A 4,009-nucleotide genomic window follows, 5' to 3' on the forward strand; every position below is an offset into this window, starting at 1 on the left:
TGAGACGGGTGATCGGCTGACGCCAACCTCGACGGCCAATCATGGCAGGCGCTATCGCTATTATGTTTCCAACCGCCTGGTGAAGTCGAAGCAACTCGATCCCAGCGGTTGGCGGCTTCCAGCAGCGGAGATTGAAGCGGCAGTTTTGCAGCACTATCGCGCGCTGCTGAGCGACCAACCTCGCATCGCGGAATGGACAACGATCCATCGCGGCAGGGCGCAAGTGCCAGGGGCGCTCAAAGCAGCGACGGAACTGCTTAGCAGCGCCGCAGGAGAGCCCGGACTCGCTGCCGAGGGTCGCGCTGATCGCATCCGGCGAGTGTTCCCAAAGATCACCCTGACATCGGAGGCCATCGTTTTCCAGATCGATCCCGCAGCGATCATTGACACATTGTTGCCCGGCGATGATGCGGTACCCGATGCATTGCGAAGTAACTCGATCGAGCAAATATCCGAGGCCATCGCCATCACCGTCCGGCGACGCGGCAACGAGGCACGGATCGTGCTGCCAGGCTCCAATAGCCGAGAGCCGGATCAGAAGCTGATCGATCTCATTGTCACTGCGAATCGCTTGTTGAAAAGACTCACTGATGGATCGGCACAGAGCATCGGCGAGCTCGCCAATTCGCTCGGCATGGACAGATCCGATGCTCGCAGGGTTCTGCGTCTGGCCTTCCTCGCGCCGCCGATTGTCGACGACATCTTCTCCGGCCGCCAGCCACCACACCTCACCGCACGAATGCTGTCCCGCTTCGAAGACCTGTCTTTTGGCTGGCACGAGCAGCGGGCTCAGTTCGAATTTTGACGCCCGCTCTGAAAGCACTGCATCTCCTATGATGCAACAACCATCATTCCTGCAAAAACGGGGACGGGCGGGGGCTCAAAAGAGACGACGCCGCCAACGGCCCCGAAATCACGCCAAAAGCCGCGTCTCTGGGGCCTACATTACAGCCGCAAGTTGCTAAGCCACGGAAATGTCGAGGCTATTCCGAGACGATTGAGACGGCACAGTTGAGGGAGAACTAGGTGGTGCCGCTTGCGTGACTCGAACCCGCGACCCCATTCGTCGCTAACGCCTGCTCATGTTCCCTCTCGTGACATAATCGGCGAAGTGCCACGAGTTGCAAGATTAAGCCAAAACACTGGTCGGCTTTGCGGGTACCATGCCTCAAGAACGAGAGTTCTTCGCCGGTAACTTCAACCCCACATACTCAACGCGATCGATCTCCTGCTTCAATCTCTCAAGCGAAACGCCACGATCGAGGATGCCATCGCTCCGCCGAACGCGACCGTAGCTACGCCCGACCCCGCCGCCGCTATGGCCGGTGAACGCATGATGGATTTCTTCGCTGATCCCTGCCTCGCGGCAGGCCCGCTTAAACGTGTGGCGGAACGAGTGAAATGTCTTCGACCGATTATCGACCACGTAGGTTGACAGGTAGCGGCCAAACCACTTTGTCCAAGCCTTGGCTTTGGGACCGACCGGCGGTTCGAATCCGGGCCACAAAGGCATGCCTGGAGCAATGGCTTCGGCGCGGCCCGTCACATAATCGAGGAAGCCAGCGCGCTGGATCGCCGCGTGAATCGGTACCGAGCGAGCCGACGACAGGTTCTTTAGATTTTGATCGGCGCCCTCGTCATTGAAATCAATGAACCACAGTCCGTTAGTCGATCGGATGTCGCCGACTTTGAGCTGCAATAGCTCAGTTCTGCGCGCGCCGGTGAAGATTGCCAAGAACGGAAGCCAAAACGCTGCTTCACCCTGTCCCGCCTTTGGGCGAGACCCCATCTTGTAGACCGGTGAGGCGAAGAGGGCGTTGAGCTCGTCGACCGAAAACGGCTCATAGGTGTCGCGTTCCATGTTCGAGATGTCGAAGCCGACACGAAATGGGTTCGACCACTGGCCAAGATGCTCGAAGTACCCGTCCTTTTCGGCCTTGGCGAGAATGCCGGAGACCAGGTTGAGGTATTTGTTGACGGTTTGTGCGTTGCGCGGCTCGTATCCCTTCAGGTCTTGCTTCAGCAATTCGGGCAATCGCATTCTTGCTAGCCGGTGAGGGATACGCTTTGGCACCCTTGCAATCGCATCCCGATACGCACGCGCATGCGCCTTAGTGATTGAGCCCAATTCGAGGTCGCCATGCAGCTCGACAAATCGCTGGACGGCGCGCGTCGCTTCGGCGGCCGAGTTTTCTCTTGGACGTTTCGCTGCCCTGCCGCCGCCTTCCGCCCAGCGTCGCGCTGCCACAGTCAACGTATCTCCAGCACCTGGCTTCGCACGCGGAGGGGTATTGATGATCTCTCCGTCCAATCGTGCCTTGATCGCATTCACCGCTTGCCGCTGAGCGCGAATGAAGCCCAGTTCGAGTTTTCTCCAAGCTGGGTCATTGGGATGGGGTACGATGCCGCGGGCAGATACGGCTGCATTGATCGCGAGGTTCAGCGCTTCGCCCCCACGCATGGTGGCTGCCTCATCGCGGGTGACATCATCGAGATAGGTGATCACTCGACGATAAATCGCCATGTCATCCGTGGTCATCCCCATTCCGTCGTGCTGGTCGTCCCGTTCGGAAAACAGATCGAGGCCAGCACCCAATGCCCGCGTATGTTCGTCCGCCGCCAAGATTTGTCGTTGGCGCTCCGCGACCAGTTCATCGATCAACTGGTTGGTCAGTTGAGATGGCGGACCATCTACCATCGCCCTTCGAGCAAGGTCCACCATGCGATGGGCTTGCTCTATCAACGGCAATGCCGCCCGCTCGGCTGCTCGCCTGTCGTTGGTCGACAGCGATTTGATAAGCTCAGTTTTGAATCGGCCGGTTTTCGTGTTCACAACCCAGGCGGCCGCTTCCGGCCACGGACTGGGAAAGGTGCGGCCGGCGATGTCGTCAGGGAGGGGAAAGCGAAACTCAAGCCGGTTCGCACGGCGTTGAACATATTTCATCAGGCCCATCTAGCCTCTCCGTAGCACGCGAGTGTAGCATGCGATCAGACGTAAGCTAATGGAAATTCAACAGCTTTTGCGATTTCAAGCAGTTGCCTGAAGAGTGGCGCGCCCGAAGAGATTCGAACTCATGACCCCCAGATTCGTAGTAAGGCTCCCCGGCTTTTCGAGCGGCCGCCGCTGTTCGTTCCGCCATTTTTTCGTTGACGTAATTACTTGATTTTACTACGATATTCGTGCCGTTTCGGGGTTTGTCGCGGTCAGACCTTGCAGACATTCGTGCCAATGTTCCGCAGACTAATCGCAGACTAATTTTTCGGGTGCGGCCATGACAGAGCGATCGATGCTGATTACGGACAAGGCGTTGGCCAAGCTGCCCTACGCAGCCTCCGGCCAGTACAAGGTCAATGACACCGAGAAAAACGCACAAAGACTTTCGCCGCCCAGGGAGCCTGTTGGCGCGATGGGCTGAGGGAGTTCTCCGCCCGAAAGAAAATCGGTGAAGCCGGCGATATCACTTCCCGCGACGCGCGAAGCAAGGCGAAGGACATACTTGCCAAGATCGCGCGCGGGGAGCGACCGGATGACGAACGTTCGGTGAGGCGCGGCGCCATTTCACTGCGAACGGCGTGGGAGCGCTATCGCGACGGTCATATGATCCGCAAGGGCCGCAGTGCCGGGACGATCGAGAACTATCGTGATCATATGGAGCGGCTGTTCAAGGACAAGCCCCTGGCCCGGCTAGGCCGCCAACCGAACCTGATCGCGGCGCGGCACGAGAAGATCACGAAAGAGAACGGGGCCTATATCGCCAACGGCGCGATGCGAAGCCTGCGCGCGGTCTAAAATCACGCGTGCAAGACCAACCTCTGTTGATTTCCGCGAAGAACTGACCCGGGGTTTCCACTGAGAACTGACCCGGGTGGATGATGGGTCTGGGTCAGGTCGGGGTCAAGTTTTTGGTTTTCTCCTTCGCGGGTTTGACGGGTTTTGCCGAACTGTTCCTGAAGCGGAAGCTGTCGTTTCCGGTCTCCAGGATATGGCAATGGTGAGTTAGGCGATCGA

At 58.4% G+C, this 4,009-nt stretch carries 4 protein-coding genes and 1 pseudogene; 3 read left to right on the forward strand and 2 right to left on the reverse strand.

Going from position 1 to position 4,009, the window contains the following annotated elements; all coding sequences use genetic code 11:
- Positions 1-805: pseudogene (locus ABMA59_RS36905) on the forward strand (hypothetical protein); the annotation flags it as partial.
- 363 nt (positions 806-1,168) lie between these two features.
- Here ABMA59_RS36905 and ABMA59_RS36910 read toward each other — a convergent pair.
- Positions 1,169-2,953 carry a site-specific integrase gene (locus ABMA59_RS36910; protein ID WP_349010296.1) on the reverse strand — a complete coding sequence of 595 codons (1,785 nt, stop codon included), beginning with the start codon at positions 2,951-2,953 and terminating at the stop codon, positions 1,169-1,171.
- A 334-nt stretch (positions 2,954-3,287) separates the two neighbouring features.
- Here ABMA59_RS36910 and ABMA59_RS36915 point away from each other — a divergent pair, with 334 nt between their 5' ends.
- A complete protein-coding gene (locus ABMA59_RS36915; RefSeq protein WP_349010297.1) occupies positions 3,288-3,416 on the forward strand; it encodes a hypothetical protein in 129 nt (42 codons plus the stop codon).
- A gap of 182 nt (positions 3,417-3,598) precedes the next feature.
- Positions 3,599-3,790: a hypothetical protein gene (locus ABMA59_RS36920; protein WP_349010298.1), complete on the forward strand. Its 192-nt coding sequence runs from the start codon at positions 3,599-3,601 to the stop codon at positions 3,788-3,790.
- A gap of 94 nt (positions 3,791-3,884) precedes the next feature.
- Here ABMA59_RS36920 and ABMA59_RS36925 read toward each other — a convergent pair.
- The coding region (locus tag ABMA59_RS36925; RefSeq protein WP_349007100.1) for an ATP-binding protein at positions 3,885-4,009 on the reverse strand (125 nt) is incomplete at its 5' end.

It is taken from the genome of Mesorhizobium yinganensis (assembly GCF_040081985.1).
Taxonomy (GTDB): domain Bacteria; phylum Pseudomonadota; class Alphaproteobacteria; order Rhizobiales; family Rhizobiaceae; genus Kumtagia; species Kumtagia yinganensis.